Annotated in this window: 14 protein-coding genes and 1 pseudogene; 4 read left to right on the forward strand and 11 right to left on the reverse strand. The window is 60.6% G+C overall.

Annotated elements, in window-relative coordinates:
• From AC09SL_RS22880 to AC09SL_RS22895, 4 genes are all read left to right on the forward strand, one after another.
• A complete protein-coding gene (locus AC09SL_RS22880; protein ID WP_058545366.1) occupies nt 1-279 on the forward strand; it encodes a hypothetical protein in 279 nt (92 codons plus the stop codon).
• A 72-nt stretch (nt 280-351) separates the two neighbouring features.
• The gene (locus tag AC09SL_RS22885; RefSeq protein ID WP_081264426.1) at nt 352-4,734 is read left to right on the forward strand and encodes an RHS repeat-associated core domain-containing protein; all 4,383 of its coding nucleotides are present in this window, start codon (nt 352-354) and stop codon (nt 4,732-4,734) included.
• A 14-nt stretch (nt 4,735-4,748) separates the two neighbouring features.
• Complete coding sequence (locus AC09SL_RS22890; protein ID WP_058545365.1) at nt 4,749-5,183, forward strand: tetratricopeptide repeat protein; 435 nt, start codon at nt 4,749-4,751, stop codon at nt 5,181-5,183.
• Nucleotides 5,184-5,768: 585 nt separating this feature from the next.
• Nucleotides 5,769-6,128, forward strand: coding sequence for a DUF6124 family protein (locus tag AC09SL_RS22895; RefSeq protein ID WP_058545364.1), 360 nt, complete (start codon nt 5,769-5,771; stop codon nt 6,126-6,128).
• Nucleotides 6,129-6,439: 311 nt separating this feature from the next.
• On the opposite strand, the gene AC09SL_RS22900 is transcribed toward AC09SL_RS22895, so the two are convergent.
• The 11 genes and pseudogenes from AC09SL_RS22900 to tssH all read right to left on the reverse strand — a co-directional run bounded on the left by AC09SL_RS22900 (nt 6,440) and on the right by tssH (nt 20,283).
• On the reverse strand, nt 6,440-6,970 hold the full coding sequence (locus AC09SL_RS22900; protein WP_058545363.1) for a PBECR2 nuclease fold domain-containing protein: 531 nt from the start codon (nt 6,968-6,970) through the stop codon (nt 6,440-6,442).
• 327 nt (nt 6,971-7,297) lie between these two features.
• A complete protein-coding gene (locus tag AC09SL_RS22905) occupies nt 7,298-8,230 on the reverse strand; it encodes a serine/threonine-protein kinase (protein WP_058545362.1) in 933 nt (310 codons plus the stop codon).
• A complete protein-coding gene (locus AC09SL_RS22910; RefSeq protein ID WP_058545361.1) occupies nt 8,227-8,952 on the reverse strand; it encodes a PP2C family protein-serine/threonine phosphatase in 726 nt (241 codons plus the stop codon). Before AC09SL_RS22910 ends, AC09SL_RS22905 begins: the two co-directional genes overlap by 4 nt.
• Nucleotides 8,949-12,392, reverse strand: a complete 3,444-nt coding sequence (gene tssM, locus AC09SL_RS22915; RefSeq protein ID WP_058545360.1) for a type VI secretion system membrane subunit TssM — start codon at nt 12,390-12,392, stop codon at nt 8,949-8,951. Before tssM ends, AC09SL_RS22910 begins: the two co-directional genes overlap by 4 nt.
• Nucleotides 12,393-12,405: 13 nt before the next feature.
• Nucleotides 12,406-13,269 (reverse strand): type IVB secretion system protein IcmH/DotU, encoded by an 864-nt coding sequence (gene icmH, locus AC09SL_RS22920; RefSeq protein ID WP_058545359.1) that lies wholly within the window; start codon nt 13,267-13,269, stop codon nt 12,406-12,408.
• Between the two features lie 5 nt (nt 13,270-13,274).
• On the reverse strand, nt 13,275-14,606 hold the full coding sequence (gene tssK, locus AC09SL_RS22925; protein ID WP_058545358.1) for a type VI secretion system baseplate subunit TssK: 1,332 nt from the start codon (nt 14,604-14,606) through the stop codon (nt 13,275-13,277).
• Nucleotides 14,603-15,106, reverse strand: a complete 504-nt coding sequence (tssJ, locus tag AC09SL_RS22930) for a type VI secretion system lipoprotein TssJ (protein ID WP_058545357.1) — start codon at nt 15,104-15,106, stop codon at nt 14,603-14,605. The genes tssK and tssJ overlap by 4 nt, the downstream gene beginning before the upstream one ends.
• 59 nt (nt 15,107-15,165) lie before the next feature.
• A pseudogene (gene tagH, locus AC09SL_RS22935) lies at nt 15,166-15,957 on the reverse strand (type VI secretion system-associated FHA domain protein TagH); the annotation flags it as partial.
• 19 nt (nt 15,958-15,976) lie between these two features.
• Nucleotides 15,977-16,117, reverse strand: coding sequence for a type VI secretion protein (locus AC09SL_RS22940; RefSeq protein WP_081264425.1), 141 nt, complete (start codon nt 16,115-16,117; stop codon nt 15,977-15,979).
• Nucleotides 16,118-16,169: 52 nt separating this feature from the next.
• Nucleotides 16,170-17,687 carry a sigma-54 interaction domain-containing protein gene (locus AC09SL_RS22945; RefSeq protein ID WP_058545355.1) on the reverse strand — a complete coding sequence of 506 codons (1,518 nt, stop codon included), beginning with the start codon at nt 17,685-17,687 and terminating at the stop codon, nt 16,170-16,172.
• 10 nt (nt 17,688-17,697) lie between these two features.
• On the reverse strand, nt 17,698-20,283 hold the full coding sequence (gene tssH / locus AC09SL_RS22950) for a type VI secretion system ATPase TssH (protein ID WP_064106862.1): 2,586 nt from the start codon (nt 20,281-20,283) through the stop codon (nt 17,698-17,700).
• Nucleotides 20,284-20,286: the final 3 nt, after the last annotated feature.

Below are 20,286 nucleotides of genomic sequence, written 5' to 3' on the forward strand. Positions count from 1 at the left end.
ATGGGACTGGAAGACGAATACGTTGGTGACGCCGATTGGCAGACGTTCGTGCAGCTGTACGCAGAGGACTACCTCGACGACAACGCCCGCACGCTGGCCAAGGCCATGAACGACCACCTCGACATGGCCGTGGTGCTCTACGGCAAAAGAGGGCTCAAGGAAGGCTTATGGTGGCTGGAACAGACCGTGCCCGCCCTGGGCAACAAACGCCCGGCCGATTGCCTCAAGACCCCGAAACTGATCAAGCGCCTGAGAATGGCCTTGATGAGCATGCCGTAACCGACCAGGAAAAATAGCCAATGGAAGGCCTCGCATCACGTAGGCGCGCAGCCGCTTGCATGAGTATTCGGCATGTCTGACGCGCTCTGGGCGGCCCGCCTGGGCGATGCACTCAACCACACTTCGATGATGGCCGACATCCTCGGCGGCGTATTGGAGGTGGCGGCCAACATCGCGATCACCGCCCTGGCGACCGCCGCCGTGGTCGCGGCCACGGGCATCACCGTTGCCACTGGCGGCCTGGGTTGCTTCGTCCTGGGCCTGGTGGTGGGCACCATCGTCGGCCTGGCCATGAGCAAGACCGGGGCCGACAAAGGCCTGAGCAATTTATGCGAGGGCATCGGCAACGCCCTCTTTCCGCCCACGGTGCAGGCCAACATCCTCACCGGATCCAAGGACACCTTCACCAACAACATCCCCTCGGCCCGCGCCGCCGGCGCTGTTGTTTCCCATGTCGCACCGGCCGGCACCGAACTGGAAATGCCCGAGCCGGAAGAAGAACCCAGTTACCTGGACATGGCCGGGAATTTCTTCTCGCAGATGTGGCGCCCCACTGTCGCCTCGCCCGCCCCCGGTACGCAGACCCGACCGGAAGACCTGGTGATCTGCACCAAGCACCCACCCATGCCACCGCAGTTCATGGCCGAAGGCTCGGACAAGGTCACCATCAACGGCCAGCCCGCCGTGCGCAGCGGCGACCGCAGCACCTGCGATGCGACGGTAGTGTCGGCCGGGCTGATCTCGCCCAACGTGACCATCGGCGGCGGCTCGGTGGTGGTGCGCGAGATTCGCAGCGGCAAGACACCCGGCGTGGGCCTGGCGGTCACCGCACTGCTGATGCTCAAGGGCGGCAAGGGCAAGTTCTTCAGCAAACTGCCGTGCATGCTGGTGGGCGGCGCGGTATCCATGGCCGCCAGCAGTGCGGCGAACGCGGCCGCCAACGCCGCCATGGGTTCGTCGAACCCGGTGCATGCCGCCACGGGCGCCAAAGTATTGGGCGGTGACGAGGACCTGGATTTCGTCTTGCCCGGCATCCTGCCGATTGACTGGCAGCGCGTGTACAACAGCCGCGACGAACGCCACGACAGCCTGTTCGGCGCCGGCTGGAGCGTCGCCTACGAAGTCCAGGTGCAAATCCTGCCCCACCCCGAGGGCGGCGAAACCCTGGTCTACACCGACGAACAAGGCCGGCCCATCGACATGGGTTCCATCCCCTTGGGCGGCGCGGTATTCAGTGCCGGCGAAGGCCTGGCCGTGCGTCGCCACGTGAACGGGCAATTGCTGATCGAAAGCGACGACGGCCTATACCGCTTGTTCCAACCTTCGCCAGCCAACCCTTCGCACCTGCGCCTGAGCCAACTGGGCGACCGCAACGACAACCGCATCCACCTCGACTACGACGACGCCGGACGCCTGGTGCGGCTGCGCGACACCTTCGACCTGGTGCAAGTCGAGCTGATCCGCGCAGGCGAATGCGTCACCCACATCGAACGCCTCTACCCCGACCAATCGCGGGAAGTGCTGGTCAGCTACGCCTACGACGCGGCGAACACCCTCGCCGAAGTGCGCGACGCCACCGGCCAGGTGCAACGGCGCTTCAGCTACGACGCCGGGCAGCGGATGGTCGAGCACCAGTTGCCCAGCGGCCTGCATTGCTTCTACGAATGGGCCCTGATCGACGACCAGGAATGGCGCGTGGTCCGCCACTGGACCGACGAAGGCGACGCCTACCAGTTCGACTATGACCTCAAGGCTGGCATCACCCGCATCAGCGACAGCCTGCAACGCGTCAGCACCCGGCACTGGAACAGCCAGCACCAGATCACCCAGTTCACTGACAACCTCGGCCAGACGTGGTTGTTCGAATGGAACGATGAGCGCCAGTTGCTCAGCGCCACCGATCCACAGGGCGGCCAGTACACATTCAGCTACGACGAAGCCGGCAACCTCATCAGCGAAACCGACCCGTTGGGCCGTAGCGAATCCACCCTCTGGCTCGAACACTGGGCCCTGCCGCTGGTGGACACCGACGCCGCCGGCCACAGCTGGAAATACCGCTACGATCAACGCGGCAACTGCACCGCCGAAACCGACCCGCTGGGCCACATCACCCGCTACCGCTACGACACCCACGGCCAGGTCGTGGAAATCATCGACGCCACCGGCAAGAGCAAAAAACTGCGCTGGAACCCGTTCGGGCAATTGGTGGAACATGTGGATTGCTCGGGTTACCCGACGCGTTTCAGCTACGACGCGCGCGGTTACCTGCACACCATCACCGACGCCCTCGGCGAGCGCACCCAATTCAGCTACGACGCCCAGGGGCGCCTGCTCAGCAGCCAATTGCCGGACGGTCGCACCGAGCACTACCAGCGCGACACCGCCGGCCAACTCACCGGCTACACCGACCCGGCCGGGCACACCACGCTCTACCAACACAACCGCCGCGGACAGGTCCGCCAACGCACCGACGCCCAGGGCCGGCAAGTGCAGTTCGCCTATGACAGCTTCGGCCGGCTGCAAGCGCTGACCAACGAGAATGGCGAGAGCTACCGGTTTGCCTGGGATGCCGGGGATCGGTTGACCGAACAACAAGACCTGGATGGCAGCGCCAAACGCTACGACTACGACCGCCTCGACAACGTCGCGGCGGTGACGGCGATGCCTGCGCCGTACGGCACGGGCCTGGCACTCATTCCCGAAACACCGCCGGCGCCCATCGTCCATCGCCTGGAACGCGACGCCGTGGGCCGCCTGATCGCCAAAGTCACCGACGACGGCCGCACCGAATACCGCTACGACCCGCTGGACCAACTCACCGCCGTCACTTTCACCGACCTGCAGGGCAACGCGCAAACCCTGAGCTTCGCCTACGATGCCACCGGCCAGCTGCTCGCCGAAAACAGCGCCGCCGGCAGCCTGCAACACCACTACGACGAACTCGGCAACCTGATCCAGACCCAACTGCCCGATGGCCGCTGGGTCAACCGCCTGTACTACGGCAGCGGCCACCTGCACCAGATCAACCTCGACGGCCAGGTCATCAGCGACTTCGAACGCGACCGCCTGCACCGCGAAGTGCTGCGCACCCAAGGGCAGCTCAGCACCCGCAGCGAATACGACCGCAGCGGTCGCCTGCGCGCACGGCAACGCCGTCACAGCAGCCAACCCTCGCTGTTGCCGGCGGCGGTGCAAAAACACTTCGAGTACGACCCCGCCGACAACCTCATCGGCAAACTCGACCAACAACCCGCCGCACAACAGCGCCAGCTCCTGCACTACGACGCCACCGGCCGCATCATCGCCACCCAGGACAGCCTGCACGGCCAGCGCGAAACCTTCACCTACGACGCCGCCGCCAACCTGCTGGACGGCCCGGCCCCCGGCGTAGGATTGGTGGTGCACAACAAACTGCTGACCTACCAGGACAAGCGCTACCGCTACGACGCCTTCGGCCGGATGATCGAAAAACGCAGCGCCAAACGTGGCGTGCAGCACTTCGCCTACGACGCCGAAAGCCGCTTGATCGAGGTGCGCAACGACAACGGCAGCGTGGTGAAAATGGCCTACGACCCGCTGGGCCGGCGCATCGAAAAAACCGAACACGACAGCAATGGTTACCCGCTGGGCGAAACTCGCTTCACCTGGGACGGCCTGCGCCTGTTGCAGGAACACCGCCACCAGCAAACCAGCCTGTACCTCTACGAAGACGACGGCTACGAACCCCTGGCCCGCGTCGACGGCAGCGGCCCGCTGCAAAAGATCCGCTACTACCACAACGACCTCAACGGCCTGCCGGAACAACTCACCGAAGCCGACGGACACAATGTGTGGCAGGCGACGTATCGGGTGTGGGGCAATACGCTGGAGGAAGTGCGCGAGCCGTATTACATCGAAGAGCAGAATCTGCGGTTCCAGGGGCAGTACCTGGACCGGGAAACCGGGCTGCATTTCAATACGTTCAGGTTTTATGATCCGGATGTGGGGCGGTTTACTACGCCGGATCCGATTGGGTTGAACGGTGGTCTGAATTTTTACGCCTACAGTCCCAACCCCTTTGGATGGATCGATCCATTGGGTCTATCTTGTCGCCTGAACTCTGTAGGCAGAACCCCTGGGAAGAGCAGCCGTACCGGCAAAGCGGTGATCGCGCGGATGAGAGCCGAAGGTAAAATAATCGGCACCGGGAAAAACATGAGATTCCAGAGCACCGACAAGAAATGGTATTCCATTAAAGACGCCGACATGGCCCATAAAACGGATGCCGTTAAATACTGGAACTCCAAAGGCGGTTTCCATGGGGCTAAAACCAAAGAAGTGAGGGGATGGATGCGCGACCCTGACAATTATGAGCTGGAATATTATTCCCATAACCGCTCCAAAGGCGCGCTCCTGACGGATCGATATAGGGACCCCGGCGATTTTATTGGTCCCGCAGAAAAGCCCATTTACTAGTAAAGGAACGTCATATGAAAGACTTGGCAGATAAAAGCCCGACGCTGGCAGACGAAATAATGCGCATCATGGCGTCGGGTAATGAGCTCGATGAGCAAAACAAAAAAAATGAAGCTCAAGCCCTGTACCAAAAAGCTTGGGAATTGCTTCCTGAACCGAAGCTGGAATGGACACCTTTGTCAGCCTGGGTCACAGGTTCTTTTTTCAACCTGCATTTTGACAATGGGGATTTCGAGGCTGCTAAAGACTGGGCACAAAAGACCTTGAATGGCCGGGAATCGGATATCGATACAGGGCCGCTGATTAACCTGGGAATGGTCTATTTTGAGCTGGGAGACCACGCGCAGGCTTATAGGTACTTTGATGACGCCTACAGCTTCGGCAAAGCTCGAGCCTTTCAAGAAAGACCCAAAAAATATCTGAAGTTTTACTTGGAAAAAAAGGCCTGACCAAAGCATGGCTCTAGAGCCCTCGGTTTCTAGCCCGGACAAGCTTTGACATTTATATGCCGATCGAGCCAACACCACAGGGCCTGATCCAAAACACAGATCCCGTGGCGAGGGAGCTTGCTCCCGCTGGGCGGCGAAGCCGCCCCAAAAAGGCCGGCGCATTCCTACAGAAAAACCGCTGCGCCACCGAGCAAGAGCACGCTTCCTCGCCCCGAATCCTGGGCATTACGAAGGCTTGTTTATTCTCCCTCCGCAACGCTTCCACCAAGCTACGCATCCTTGCGCCATTGCCTACAACTACGCCAGAATTCACCCGCTTGTGCGCCTTGCTCATGGGTTCTATCGTTTCCCTGCCACTGCCCATCAGTGGTCGGGCTTGGCGGCCCGGTACACGAAAGGCGCAACAGCCCCCAATATGATTGCAATGCCTCTGGCATTTGGCACTCCTATGTTATGGCGGGTGCGCAAGGATCCCTTCGGGGATGCCGGGTTCCTTTCGTTCCGGTCCGCCAACCTTGCGTAACCCGTCACCCCACCTGCTTGGCGGCAGACGGTGATGGTTCCTCTTACGAAAGGAGCTGCACCATGTTCAAAATTACACCGAATCCCCCCGAAGCAGAGCGCACCTCTGCGTCCACTCAATCCAAAACGAAGAAACAAGACGAAGCAGAAAAGCGCGCCTTGGATTACTACCTGCTACCGAAACCGGAAAAGTCCGAAGATGCATCCAAACCGGACCAGCTCTTCACCGTGGCAAAAAACGCCGACAACGAATGCCTGCTCGCCAACCTCAGCGAAAACCTGGCATCCGCTGACGCGATGATCAGCAACCTCGCCTTCGACCTGGAAGGCCCCCGCCGCCACATTGCCCTCGGCATCCAGCAACTGATCGAACTGAGTTCAATGCTGGCCAGCCGTGTGCTGGATAACGTCGACCCACGATAGCCACCAGGGCAGTTCGCAATAGCTCGGTTTGAGCGCATTAAAGGGCGCTCGCGAGTTAAGAAAAAATCCGCATAGCCCAGAAAAACACGGCCATTCATCAAGTTTGATTGACGGTACGCTCAAAGGCGAATAGCCTTATCCCTGAGCGCGAAACCAGTTGCCTCCCAGCGGCTATAACTGGCGTAGGAACCCCGTCGATGGTTGGGACATCAGCGTAGGGTGAGACCTCCACACCCCTGCTTGAGGGTGTGTATATGAATATCAAGCTTAAAATTCGAGGGCTACTGTCAAGTAGCCCTTTTCTTTGCCTGTCACAAAAGCGTGTAGCGCTTGTACAGCAGCTCGCCATGGCGGTGCTTGTTGAGCGACTTCGCGTCAGTGTGCATGAAGTTCCACAGCATTTGCCCCTCGAAGAACACAACGCTTACTAACATCTGCCGCTTTGACTCATACGCGCCGATGAACGCCAGACGATCAGTGCCGTCAGTAAAGGCCACTTTCCACACTTCCAATGGCCCTGTGAGCGTATCTAGAGCAAGCCTCACGTAGCGCTCACGGGCATCCAGCCGCTTTTCGACAATGTGATAAATGCTGCTACGCAGAATGGTCACGTCGCCCAAGGGCGTCTCGACGGTTAGGGACAAGATCGCTGGGTCAATAAACCCCAGGTACTGAGCCGTCACCTCGATGGCGTCCTCATGGTTGGTCGCCGCAATCACTTCCTCAAGGGCATGTGTACGCAACTCACGCGCCAGGGTACGCAAGTCGGGGAGATTGCTATCACCCCAAGTGGGCTGGCCTTTTACTTCAGAAATTTTAGGTAGAAGAGTGTCCGTGCTCAAACGTCGTCGCTCAATCTTGGCGGTGGTTAGGTCACCGTTGTGCCATGCCCAGAGAAAGATGTTCGCAACAGTCCGGCGCCACCGATAAGGGCCAGATGGGCCGGGTAGGTGATACACGGCCCACGCTGAGAGGAAACGCAAAACTGTCGCAACCTACGCAGTTCATCGTCACATCGCCATGCGGGGCTGCGCCCGTAGCTGTCGAGTGCAACGAGGCGGCGATCTTTCTCCAGACACTTAAGCCGCAAGCGAACGATCAAAAAATCGCAGGCTTCGCCAGCTCCTACAGAGCCGAGCGGGAGCAAGCTCGCTCCCACAGAGAAAATGTCACCACCAGGACGACACACCCCCTAAGGCATCACGTAACCGAGCCGCCCCCATACGCCGCTGCCCCGGATCAAATGCCAACGCCATCCGCAGCGCCGGCCAGCAACGCCTGGGCAGGTTGCGCGGTGCCTTGAGCGCGCGTTCCAACCGGGCATCGCGAGCCTGGGTGGAAGGTAGCCGTCGGAACGGGTGTTGGCCGCTCGCCAGTTCATACAGCACGCAAGCCACAGCGTAGACATCGGCACCCGCTGACAGGGGCGCACCTTCAAGCAGTTCAGGCGCCGCGTAACCTGGGGTCCAGGCGTTGAGGCACTCACGGTTCAGGTTGGGCAGATGCTGAGAAGGCCCTTCCTCGGCCCGGCCCAAACCGAAATCGAACAGGCGCAGGCCTTCTTCGCTCAACATGATGTTGCTTGGCTTCATGTCGCCGTGCAGTACGCCACGGCTGTGGGCATACGCCAGGGCATCGAGCAGCGGCACGGCGATAGCCTTGAGCTCAGGCCAAGGCAACCCGCGGGGGCGTTCGCAAAGCAGTTTGTCCAAGGTCAGGCCACGCATCAGCTCCATGGTGATGAAGGCCCGTTGTTGAGCGGTATCCACTTCGAAGGTGTAGGGGCGCAAAATATTCGGGTGGTGCAATCGCCGCATCAGGGCGAACTCGCTGTAGAGCAGCGCACTCGCATCGGGTGACGCGTCGAATGCCTCGCTGAGCATCTTCAAGGCAAGGTACGGATCGGGGTCAGCGAATTGTTCGTGCAGCAGATCCCGCGCGCGGTAGACAACACCCATGCCACCCGCCCCAAGCAAGCGTTCAAGGCGATAGCGTCCTGCGAGTATGTCCGGTGTTTCGCTGACGCAACGCTGGCTGGATGTCACAGCAGGCGCAGCGTTGGCGAAGGTGGAATAGGTGGGATGGCCGCCCTCTGCATTCATGGGCGGACCACTACGGCCGTCAGGTTATCCCGCGCCGGGCCACGCAGAACATCGTCGAAAAGATGCTCCAACGCCAGGCTTGGCGAAGCCAGGCCCAGGGCATTGCCAAGGGCTTGCGCGCCAAGGCCTTGGTACAGGCCGTCACTGCACAACAAGAACGTATCGCCCGGGTGAACCTCCAGCTCCAGCACCTCCAGCGTCAACTCTGGGGCGGCACCGACCGCGCGAGTCAGCGCCTTGGCCGCAGGATGGGCACAGGCCTCATCGCGACTGATGTGTTGTGTGTCGATCAGTTGCTGTTGCAGTGAGTGGTCCTTGGTCAGTTGGTACAGTCGCCGACCGCGCCACAGGTAACAACGGCTGTCGCCCGCCCAGATGCAGACCCCGCGATTTCCTTCCAACAACAGCGCCACCACAGTACTGCCAATAATGCCGGGATGATCTTCGGTGACGGTAAGCTCCTGGCTAAGTCGTCGGTTGGTCCAGCGCAGGCATTGGCGCACCGCTTTCGAACGTTCAGCCAAGTCCCGGTACAACGGCAGTTCCGTCAGGTTGGCAACGATCAACTGACTGGCAATGTCCCCCCCCCAGTGGCCCCCCATGCCGTCGGCCACCGCCCACACCCCCTGTTGCGGGCAGTCGAGAAATGCATCCTCATTACGTGGCCGGGTCTTGCCAGGGTCCGTGCGCGCGGCGCTGTACCAGGGGCCGGCCTCCATCAAAGCTGCACCGGCAGGCGAAATGTGCGCAGCACACTCATGTCGAAAGGGTTCGGCGTGCGCTGGCTCGTCAGCAGATAGTTGGCGCGCAGGCCACCCAAGTCCGCCTTCAATACGCGTACATCGCGCCCGGTCAGGTATTCACTCTGCATCAGGTCGAACAACCGAAACAGCGACCACGGCCCGGTATTTTTCTCGATGCCCACGCCTCGTCCAACCATTTTGTCAAGCACCAGGGCGGTTCGGCCATTCTGCGCGTCGCTTGGCCAGGTAAACGCCACCGGCAGGATCGGACCGTGGCGGTATTCAAGCATCTGGTCACCGAAACGGAATTCAGCCCGGCTTACCGCCGGGTCCAGGGTGTACGGCTCCAGCTTGAACAGCACTTGCGGCTCGGTCGGGTTTTCGGCAAAAAAGCTTCGGCGAATGGTGTGCGCGGTTGCCATCTGATCGAGATAGACCCGGGACATCGGCAAGCTCTGACCGTCGATGCTGCGCAGACGGTAGTGTCCCGCAGGACCGCTGACGAAGGGCTGCAGGTAATTGTCGAAGAATCGATCGACGATGCCCTGGTCCTTGAAGAATTCCCGGAAGTCATTGAGCGCGACGTCGCTGGCACTGTGGGCGCTGAACGGGTAACGCTTGTTGATTGCCTTGCCGTAAAAGCTGTACAGCTCGCTCTGATAACGCTGGTTCAGGTAACGATAAGAATCATTGAGCACCAAACGCCAGCTGTCCTCGGCCAGCACGTTGAACCACGTACCGACCGGCCGCGGCAGGCGGGCAGACGCACTGCGCAGGTGACTCAACGCATCGCGCTGACCGCTCATTCGGTGCCTGGCCAGCTCGAACGCCGCTTGTTCCGGTGCACTGGCGCGGGCCAGGTTCGCCAGTTGCAATTGCACCTCATCAAGGGCTCGCAAGGCCTGGACCAGATCAGCCGTCGGAGCATTGTCCGGGTCCAGCAGGCGATGCAGGGGTTCGAAACGCCGTCGCAAGGATTTTTGCGCGGTGTCCGGCAGATTTTCGGTCAAGGACACAGCGACTTTCCCAGCCACGGCGGCGAGTTTTGCAACGGCATGTCCACCGTTCCCTGGCGCTTGTGTCAAGTCGTCGATTTGCTCGGCAGCAGCCTGGATTCGAGTGTGTTCGCGCACTTGCACCAGCATTCGCAGAATCGGCGAGTGAGCCGAGGTCAGCCCCGCGAGTTGCTCGGCGCCCTCACCTGCCTTGCTGATGGTTTGCAGGGCGACCTGGCCGATCGCTTCGCTCCAGTGGTCGGCATAATCACGAAAATACAGCTGTTGGAGTTCGACCATCAGGCGACGCATGTCCATGCCGCTGAGGCCCTCACCTTCACCCAATACCCAGTTGTCCCGCAGCAATTCGGTGACCAGGGCCGCGCCTTGAACCGAAAAATAGCGTTCGTAACCCTGACGGGTATAGAAACCGGGAATCACATGATCGGTGCCGACCAACAACGCACCTTGCGAGCCCAGGTGCTGGCTGAGGCGGTATTGCGGCAAATGGCTGGCCTGTTCGTGCAGCATTCTGTACACGACAGCCGCCAGGGATTCGCGGCGCAAGGCTTCCCGGGCCTGGGCCACCAGCGGTTCGTTGAGCGTATGGATAAAGGGCAGCTCCAACAGGCGCTCGAAGTGGGCATTCAGGCCCTCCTGTAGCGCCGTGTTGCCGGGGTAACGAAGCGACCCATCGTTGGCCAGCCAATCCTTGAGCCAGGCAATATCGCGACGCTCTTGCAAGCCCAGCATCAAGTACGCGCGCAGGCTGTTGAGCAGTTGCTCACGGTCATTCCAGTTGTTGCGGACATGCGCTTCCAGCCTCTGCGCAACCTTCGGCAGCAGTTGCGCCTGCAATTCACGCTCGTAGGCGTCGGTCACCGCAGGGTTGCTCGCGTCGCCCTGGTACAGACCGACGCGTTCATGCAAAGGCACCGCCCTGTCGGGAGGGAAAACCTGGGTGGCCTTAAAACGGATATCCAGGGATTCGAGCATCGCGGTCCAGTCATCCGCCGTCATCTGGGTCGATTGCTGCTGATCCCAGCGTTGCGCCAACGTACGCAAGTTGTCCAGACGCTCGTGGTTGGCCGAAAAACCAACCGCCCACAACACCCCACACAAGCCAATGACCGTCAGCGCTCCGGAATATAAGGCTCGCTGCCCCCAATGGAGACGACGGCGCTCGCGCTGAACGAGGTCAGTCAGATCGGCTTCCGGAAAAATCACCCGGCTGATCAAGTGATGAATGAACCGCGAGCGCCCGCCAGGCGCGGTATGGGTTCGGCCCGGCGGCGCTGCGCTAGTCAAATAGAAACCACGCAACGTACCGACGTTGCCGGTAAACGCCTGCTCGACCAGCAGACACAGGCCGGCGCCCAGTTGTCCCAGTTGGTGAGGGAAATCAAGCATGCAGCTACGACGCAGCGGGTCGCGCTCCTGATGCATGCGCATGATCACCTGGCTGTTGAGGCGATGCAGCAGCGCCTCGAACTCGGCACGTAGCACGGCCACATCACTGCCGCGCTGGTCTCGACTGAAACTTGCACCCAATACCTGGTCGTTTTCTTCGCGAGTCAGCGAATCAAAGAACTCATTGAAACCTGGCACGCCGTCCGCTTTGCTCAGGACCAGGTAGATCGGGACATCGATGTGCAGTCGTCTTTGCAGTTCCTGCAGGCGGCCACGAATCTGGCAGGCCAGCGTGGTCACTTCGTCCTCGCTGCCCAGCAACAGGACCTCGGTCGGCACCGTCACCAGTACGCCGCTCAACGGACGAGTGCGCCGACGCTTGCGCAGACGTTCGAGCAATACGGCCCAGGCGCTGCTGTCGACATCACTGTCCGTTTGGGTCAGGTAGCGCCCGGCAGTGTCGATCAGCACAGCGTGCTCGGCAAAATACCAATCGCAATGACGGGTACCCGATGTGTCGCCGATTGGCTTGCGCTCCAGCCTGTCGAGAGCGAACTCCAGGCCCGAGCAATCCAGCAGGCGGGTCTTGCCGCTGGCAGGCGGGCCGATCAGCAGATACCACGGCAGATCGTTGCGCCAGCGTTCGCTGCGGCCGGGATAAAGGCTCGATGACCTTAGCGTGGTTAACGCCTGCTTGAAGCGCGAGCGCACTTCGCGCTGCTCATCATCAATGCTGGCCTGATGCAAGGTCCGAGCCTGCTCGGGGGTGTGTTGCTGGGGATTCGCGCTTGAACCGGCGCGCCCATGGACGAAAACCATGGCCAGGCCCCAGCCCAGCAGAAGCACGCTGACGGTCAACAACCGCGCCGTCGGGCTTGCCCAGAACTTGTAGTCATTGACGGCCAGGAGTGGCCCGGCGAACCACACCAGCAACGCGATACAAAGCACCGCCAGCAGCGTCCAAATCCACGTCTGGCGCACCCAGGCACCGGCTTTCCTGAAAAGCAATTTCATGACACGTCCCTGTTTACGGCAGCGGCTGAGCGGCGACCGGCTCTGACAGTTGATAAGGTTGCAGTACGCTTCGGCGTTGCTCGTCCAATACCCAGGCGAAACTCGAGTACATCACCCCCAGGCAGACCAGCGTAAAAACCGTCACCGTCCAGGCCGGGACAATGCGCACCGGGCTGCGTCGCGCGCCTTCGAAGCCTTCCCAGTGGGGCGACAGTTCACGAGGGGTGTCGCCGCGTGTCTGACAAATCAGCCGGTACAGGGCGTCGCGCAGGCTTTCGAGCTCGACCATCCCACGGGTCTGCACCCGATACTTGCCCTCGAAGCCCAGGGACAGGCACAGATACAACAATTCAAGCATCGACAGGTGCTTGATGGGGTTTTTCGACAAGCGCTCAATCAATTGAAAAACCTTCTCGCCGCCGAAGGTTTCGTTGTGGAAAGTGCTGAGCAGGCTTATCTGTGACCAGCCACCGCCATAGCCCCACGGCGTGGTGACGATCGCCTCGTCGATCGCTGAGCAGAGCACGTAGCGCGCTGCAATCAACTGACTGTTTTCAACACCATCCTGCAAGGCACAGGCTTCGAACTGCTCCAGACCTCGCCTCAGTTCGCTTTTTAGGGCATGCAGGTCCCCCCGTTCGCGGCCGTGCTTGAGCTGCACCATTTGCGACAACAATCCAGACGCCGCCGCGACCAGCGGATTGAGACTGACATTGAGGGTCTGGGACCGCGGCAGGTGCGCCGCGTAGATCATTCGCTCTTGCAACTGTTCGAAACGCGGCGGCGCAGCCGCGTCGGTCAAGGGCCCGGAAGCAGGACGTTGCCCATGGTGGTCGAGCAGGACGGTCGTTTCGTCCTGGGGATTTTCCTTATCCATTTCGTTCAATTCCTGATGGCCCAAAAGTTCAGTTCAAGCTCGGAGAAATCACCGCACACATGGAACGCGAAGCCCGCCGAGCGCTTCAGTTGCGCCAGGTCTTCGGCGCTGGGCTCCAAAATGAAATAGGTTTTGTTGGCATGGAATGCGATCTGCCGCGGAGCCACGGGCAGAGGCCTGATCTTGATACCGGGCAGATGCAGGTTGACCAACTGGCGGATGCGCTCCACCGAGCCAACCTTGAGGTTCGACGGCAGTCGATGACGCAGTTCTTCGCTGTCACAGTTGGCACTCGCCGCCAGTACGAATGACGCCGTATCCAGCAGGGTGAGGTCCTGCATCGGCGAGACGGTGATTCCATATTGGCGCGGCTGCAATGGCAGCTCGATAGCGTGCTGCTCGAGCACCATCGACAGCACCTGGCGGATCGCTTGCATCAGGCTTCGAAAACATGCGCCCTGGTCGCTGTGCTGGTAGCGGTTGGTGAGTGGTGGGCGCTTGCTGTCACTGGAGAACGTCGCCAGCTCACCCAACAGGGCCAGTAGCGTTCGGTAGAGCGTTTCGGGATGAACTTGCTCCAGGTCCAGGTAATGACGCAGCAACAGTTCGCTACGGTTGATCAGTTGCAACATCATGAAATCGCCGACTTGCGCACCACCTGCCTTGCCATTGAAACGGATCCGCTCGGCAAGGCTTTCACCCCGATGGGCAAGCATGCCGATGATCTCCTTGAGGCACGACAGCAAATAATGGGATGAGCGGGCCTGGATGAAGGTCGGCACAAAGTCCGGATCGAGCCTGATCACCCCATCGGCCGTGGTATCGAGCACCTCACAGAGCTTGAGCTTCACAAACGCATGGTCGCTCTGTTGCTCGCCCAATAGCAGGCGCAGGTCCGGTCGGCCGCAACTGATCTGGCTCCCGCCGGAATCACCGGCGTTGGAATCGGTCACCTGCGCGTCGTAGATGGTGTAGCGCGCCAGTACGTCGGATTGCTCGGGACGACGGGACTCGATGTGATTGCCAGTCACCAATGGCAGCGCGAGGTAGATCGGTGTATTGCTGGTATTGGACGGCACTTCCAGGGCCAACGGCTCGCGGTTGCCACCGAGTTCGAACAGACTGCCGTCCGGCAGGACCCCACTGGCCTGGCTGACCACCAGTTGGCCCATGTTGAGAAATTGCAGATCGATTTCCAGCGCCAGCAATCCCCAGGCGTAACTGGCCAGCAAGCGGGTACGAACCTTCAACTGGTGGTCGAAGTAACGATCGTTGTGTTGCAGATGTTGCGGACGCAACAACATGCCTTCTTGCCAGATGACTTTATCGTGATTCATCGGTCATCTACCTTGGCCTGTCTTTCAAGCGTGTTGGCGATCCCATCCTGGTCGAGGGTCAGGTTCGCTTCGGTCAACTGCGTCGCAGCCACTGGCAGTGTGTAGCGCCAGCGGGCGTGTGGCAGGTCTCGGTACGCCGCGAGTATGCCGACGTAACGGCCATCCCCAGTGATACCGAGCCTGAGCTCGACGGTTTCACCTGGGCGCAATTCCAGCTCTTCGCTGGAAACCAGATCAGGGGCCAGTGTTTCCCTCGCGCGCTCATAGAGGCTGAAGAAATCCGAGTTTTCAAAGGCTACTGGATGCCTGAGTTCGAACAACCGCACCACCACTGGCGATGGTCGCCCATTGAGATCAGGGTTGAGCCGATCACTGGCCGTCAGGGCAAGGTTGAGCTTGGTCATCGTCGAAAAGGGTGACAGCGTGGTGCAACCGCCCAACAACAGGGTCGTGGCCAGCGCCGTCAACGTCTTGAATAAGTGCATCGTGCAGTGCGACATGGACGTCATCCGTGGTGATCGATTTGCAGGCTGGCAATCAGACGAACCTGTTCTTCATAGGTCTGGGCCAGGCGCGGTTCGCCTTTCAACCCCGAGCGAATGCGCACGCTCTGCTGCAAACCATGGATGCTTTGCTTGAGCAGCTGCGCGGCGTTGATCGCCAGGGTTTCGCGGGCTTCGCTATCAAGGCTTTCGGGATCCATGCCCAAGGCCATAGCAAAGCGCTCCCAAAAACCTTCGCGCGGGTGATCCATAACGTCGGCGGGCAGGATGGGCGCAGGCCTTGGTTCAACGAGCTCTTCGACCAACTCCGGCACCAGCAGGCTTTCCATGTCGATACGCGCATAATCTGGGCGCCCAAGGGCGTCTGGCGGTACGGCAGTGGGATTTATCAACTCATCGATGTCCAGCAAGACCCGCTCCTGTTGGTCCAGCGCTTTCAGCGGGTCGAGTTCCAGAAAGGCATCGTCCGGAATGAGACTGTCGACCGGCATCGAGCGACCGGCTTCGGCAATGCTTTTCGACGGCCCGCCGACCAACCGCGCCAGGACCTCGAATTCGCCCATGATGTAGGCATCTCCGTCCTGTATCCGTACCGGCTCGCCCTTGGGCAGGCGTGCGCCGCTTTCGCGGTGGGTTGTACCGTTGCCACTGGTATCAGTCAGGAAAAACGCACCCTCACGGAAGCTGACCTGCGCGTGGCACTTGGACAACAGGCGATCGCGGTCAGGAATCATCCAGTGGCAACCTTCGCCCCGCCCAATCACTCCGCCGGCCGGTCCGAAGGTCTTGTGACACAGCCGTACCGGGACGAACTGGTTGGCGTTCAGCATTTCGAATACGAGATCCATCTATTAAAGGCTCCTTGGGTCACTTACCGCGACTGACCGCCTGTGGATCACCCAGAGGGCGATAATCACTGTCATTGAATTTGTAGTTACCACTACAACCGCCGAGGGCAAATGACACGAGGAGCGTCAGCAGGACGGCTCGCCAGGCAAAAACAGGCATCGAAATTTCTCCAGAAATGACCGGGCTGGAAGGGCTACGAACAAGGTGAGGATCAATCATTGAAATCACTACGCTGTACCTTCAGGCGCGCAAGGCGATAGACCAGCGTGCGCAACGGCAGGCCAAGTTCTCGGGCGGCACGCGCCTTGTTGCCCGATGTCTCGCGCAGGCAATCGATCAGCAAGCCACGTTCGATCTGCTCCATCCGTTCACGCAAGCTCACGCGACCACGCTCGGCTGGGGTCTGTATGTGCAGTGAAAAATGCTCGACGAGCAGTTCGCCGCTCTCACACAAGAGCACGGCCCTTTCTACGATGCTCTTGAGTTCACGCACGTTTCCCGGGAAGTCGTAGGCAGCCAGGTGATCGAGCGCCGCGTCTGACCAGCGCACCGGATCGCGCTGCAGGAGCGTGCAAGCCTTGTCGGCAAAATGCCGCGCCAGCTCAATGATGTCGCCGTCGCGCTGGCGCAACGCCGGTAACGGAATGGGGAACTGCGCAAGGCGGTAATACAGGTCTTCGCGGAACTTGCCCTCCTCCATCAGTTGCTTCAGGTCACGGTGAGTGGCGGCAATGATGCGCACGTCGACATGGTGAGTGTCGTTGGACCCCAACGGCCGGATTTCACCTTCCTGCAACACTCGCAACAACTTGGCTTGCAGGGATAACGGCATGTCGCCGATTTCATCGAGCAACAGCGTGCCGCCATTGGCCGCGTCGAACAGTCCGGCACGGTCCCGGTCGGCACCGGTGAACGCCCCCTTGCGATAGCCGAAAAGCTCACTTTCCAGCAGGTTCTCGGGAACCGCCGCGCAGTTCTGCACGACAAACGCCTTGGATCGACGCGGGCCGTATTCATGGAGGACCCGGGCCACCACCTCCTTGCCGGTACCGGTCTCACCCCGCAGCAGGACGGTATAGGGGCTGTGCAGCACTTTACTGAGCAATGAGCAGGTCTTGCGCATGGCCATGCTCTTGCCGATCAGGCCGTAACTGATGCCGCTTGGCAGGCTTGTGGTATCAGGCACCGACCCGTCGACAGGGCCGCGCAGGCGCTGCAACCGATGCATCTGGCCAAGCGCGAAGATACCAAGATGCCCCAAGGACTCGGCGACCCCATGCAAGTCGAGGTGCTGAATACTGGCGCAAAGCAACAAGCCCCTGACTCCGTCCTGCGGGTTGGCCAGTGGGATACAAAGCAGCGACTGCCAGGGCGCGGCGCGCGCTGGCAGGAAACGGGTTTCATGCACGCTGTCGCTTAACGCGCCGAGGCACACCACACGGTTCTGGCACAGGGAAAATTGCAACAACTGCTCAGCGTGATAATCGGAGGGCAGGCTTTGCGGGTCACGAAATTGCAACTGGCCTTCCAGGCACTCGGTGTTCATTTCCAGGCGGGTGCGAGTGGCATCGAGCAGGTACAACTGCACTAGTTCACAGCCACTGAGGCGTGCTGCACCCTGGACGAAACTCCCCACCAGCTCAGCACCGTCCGTCAAACGTGAAAGGTTGGAAAACTGCGCCAGAAGTGCTTCGGCATACTCCAACGGTTGCGAGAGTTTCTTGAACATGGCGCCCACCTCAGGAGAACTCACAAGCGACGCCGGCATCGCCGTTGAGCACGGCGTGTACATGCCGTAGCTGTTCACCACCGGCCATGGCCGCGAGCAACCGGTCGGTAACCAGCGGCATCAGGTGCAGGTCAAGCAATTGGTCAATCAGTCGCGCGCCACGATCGTTACGACGGCAACGCTCGACCAGGTGGTTCACAAGATGTCCGCAATAACTGAAGCCCAATTGACGACGGCGCAGCCTCTCGCCCAGGCGGTCGAGTTTGATTTCCACCAGCTCACGCAACACCGGCCCGCTGACCGGGTAATACGGCACCACGCACATGCGGGCCAACAGCGCGGGTTTGAAATGTTGGCTGAGTATTGGGCGAATGGATTCTTCAAGGTATTCGGCACTGGGTGTTGCGCCGTTTTTGCACAACTCGTCGATGCGTTCGCTGCCCAGGTTCGACGTCATCAGGATCAGGGTGTTACGAAAATCAATCTGCCGCCCTTCTCCGTCGTTGGCCAGGCCCTTGTCGAATATCTGGTAAAACAGATTCAACACATCCGGGTCGGCTTTTTCGACTTCATCGAGCAACACCACGCAATAGGGCTTTTGCCGCACGGCTTCGGTGAGCATGCCGCCTTCGCCAAAACCGACGTAGCCCGGCGGCGCGCCGATCAGCCGGGAAACCGTATGTTTCTCCTGGAACTCAGTCATGTTGAGCGTGGTGATAAAACGATCACCGCCATAGAGCAGGTCGGCCAGGGCATGCGCCGTCTCAGTCTTGCCGACGCCGCTGGGCCCTACCAACAGAAACACGCCCACCGGGGCGTCGGGTTTGTTCAGGCCCGCAGCGGCAGCACGCATCGCGCGATCAAGCGCCTGCACAGCAGGCTCCTGACCCCGAATACGAGCACGCAGGTCCGTCGCGAAACTGGCGACTTTCAAATTGTGCTCTCGCGCCAGTTGCGCCAGCGGTACACCGGTCCAGGCATTGATGACTTCGGCGACCAGTCGTGGGCAAACTTCGAAGCTGACCAGGCGTTCCTGGGCTTGCATAGCCACCAATGTACGGTGTGTTTCATGCAACGCCGCTTCCAGGGTTTCAACGCTGAGGGGGTGATCCACCGCGGTTTCCCGCGCCTTGGCCAATTGCTGGCGAAGCGACAAAAGGCGCTCGGCAAGAATGCGTTGCTCGGTCCATTGGATTTCCAGCGTTCGGCGCTCGTTTTCGATGGCCTCCAGGCGTGCCTCCAGCGCTTGCAGCGCCTGAAGATCAATCGATAGGCCGGCCTGCGCATCACGACGCAGCGCTTGGCGCTGGCGCTCGCCTTCGGCCAACTCGCCGCGCAATCGCTCCAGGCTTTGCGGCGCAGCGGCCAGGCTGATGCGCACACGGGCGCAGGCAGTGTCCAGCACATCCACAGCCTTGTCTGGCAACTGACGACCCGCCAGGTAGCGGGCCGACAATTGCGCCGCCGCGACCACCGCATCGTCACGCACGTAAATGCCGTGACTGTTTTCGTAGACCCGGGCCAGGCCACGCAGGATGGTCACTGCCTCGCTGACGGTCGGCTCGTGCAATTGCACCGGCTGGAAACGACGGGCCAGGGCCGGGTCTTTCTCGAAATATTTTTTGTACTCGGTCCAGGTGGTGGCCGCGATAGTACGCAACTCGCCCCGGGCCAAGGCTGGCTTGAGCAGGTTGGCCGCATCGGCGCCCCCGGCGTTGCCACCCGCGCCAACCAAGGTGTGGGCCTCATCGATGAACAGGATGATGGATTTTGGCGATGCCTGGACCTCATCGATCACCCCCTTGAGGCGACGCTCGAATTCACCTTTTATGCTGGCGCCGGCCTGCAGGAGCCCCATATCCAGCGAAAGTAACTCGATTCCTTCGAGTGCTGACGGTACTTCCCCGGCGGCGATGCGCAACGCCAGCCCCTCGACAAGGGCGGTCTTGCCCACCCCGGCTTCACCGACCACGATTGGATTGTTTTTGCGGCGACGAACGAGGATATCGATCATCTGCCTGATTTCGCCGTCGCGACAAAGCACCGGATCGAGTTGGCCTTCGCGGGCCTGCCGGGTCAGGTCCTGGGTAAAACGCGCCAGCAGGGAGTCGCCCGGCTTGGCGGACTGATCGGCGACCGGTTGGGTCTGTTGCGACAAGGCGAAATCTTTCAACCGATCGACATTCAGTCGGGTGAGCAGCGCCTGGTAAGCACTTCCTGCATAGCGAAGCGGGTTGCGCAGCAATGCCAGGATCAACGCGGCCTGTCCGACCTGGCTGCAGCCCAGCTCGAGATTGGCCACCAGCAGTGCATCCTGCAACCACTGCACCAGCTCTGGGGCGAATACCGGGTTGCGTGAGGCGCTGTGCCCCATTCGTGGCTGCAGGGCGGCGCTCAGTTCGCCTGCGCTTACCTGGGCATCGTGCAAGGCTCGCGCGAACAGCCCTTGCGGACGTTCCAGCAAGCCCAGCAGCAAGTCTTCCACCAGGACTTTGTCTGCGCCACGGGCGACGCATTGCTCGGCCGAGCGCTCCAGATCGCTTCTGGTTTCGGCGTCCAACGCCTGAATCAGTTGCTGAAGGTCTACGTTGATCATGTC

The organism is Pseudomonas sp. PF05 (assembly GCF_056521845.1).